This is a genomic window from Bradyrhizobium sp. STM 3809, from assembly GCF_000239795.1.
GTDB lineage: Bacteria > Pseudomonadota > Alphaproteobacteria > Rhizobiales > Xanthobacteraceae > Bradyrhizobium.
In genome coordinates, this window is sequence record NZ_CAFJ01000798.1 from 1 (window position 1) to 673 (window position 673).

The window sequence follows — 673 nt, forward strand, 5'->3', positions numbered from 1 at the left end:
TCGGCAAGACGCTGACGGCGGAGGTCTATGCCGAGATCATCGGCCGTCCCTTGTACCGCGTGCATTCCGGTCAGCTCGGGCTCAACGTCGCCGCCATGGAGGGTGCGCTCAAGGACGCGCTGACGCGCGCGCAGCGCTGGGGCGCGGTCATGCTGATCGACGAGGCCGACGTCTACATCAAGCGGCGCGAGGACGACATGACGATGAACGCCGTCGTCGGCGTCTTCCTGCGCGTGCTCGAATATTTCAACGGCCTGTTGTTCCTCACCACCAACCGCATCGACGACATCGACGAAGCCATCGTCTCGCGCTGTATCGCGCTGATCAAGTTCCAGGCGCCGGACGCCGATGCCCGCGGCCGGATCTGGCGCGTGATGTGCGAGCAGTTTGGCCTGAGCGTCGAGACGTCGCTGATCGATGAGCTTGTGGAGACCTTCCCCGCCGCCTCCGGCCGCGACATCAAGGGGCTGGCCAAGCTGGTCGCCAAATACTGCCACCACAAGAGCGTGCCCCCGGCTATCGCCGTCTTCCGCCGTTGCGCGATCTTCCGCGGCATCGACCTCGGCGATCACGAGCCGCTGGCCGAGGCGGCGGAGTAGGGGCCGCAAGGCCACCCGGCACTTGGATCCGCAAACGGACACGTCCGTGATCTTGGCGTTGTCTCTCCACGTGT

The 673-nt window shown here is 65.7% G+C and carries 1 protein-coding gene; it reads left to right on the plus strand.

Annotation, left to right across the window (positions count from 1 at the left end):
* A partial coding sequence (locus BRAS3809_RS33800) for an AAA family ATPase (protein WP_035660381.1) occupies nucleotides 1-599 on the plus strand: 599 nt, incomplete at its 5' end.
* Nucleotides 600-673: the final 74 nt, after the last annotated feature.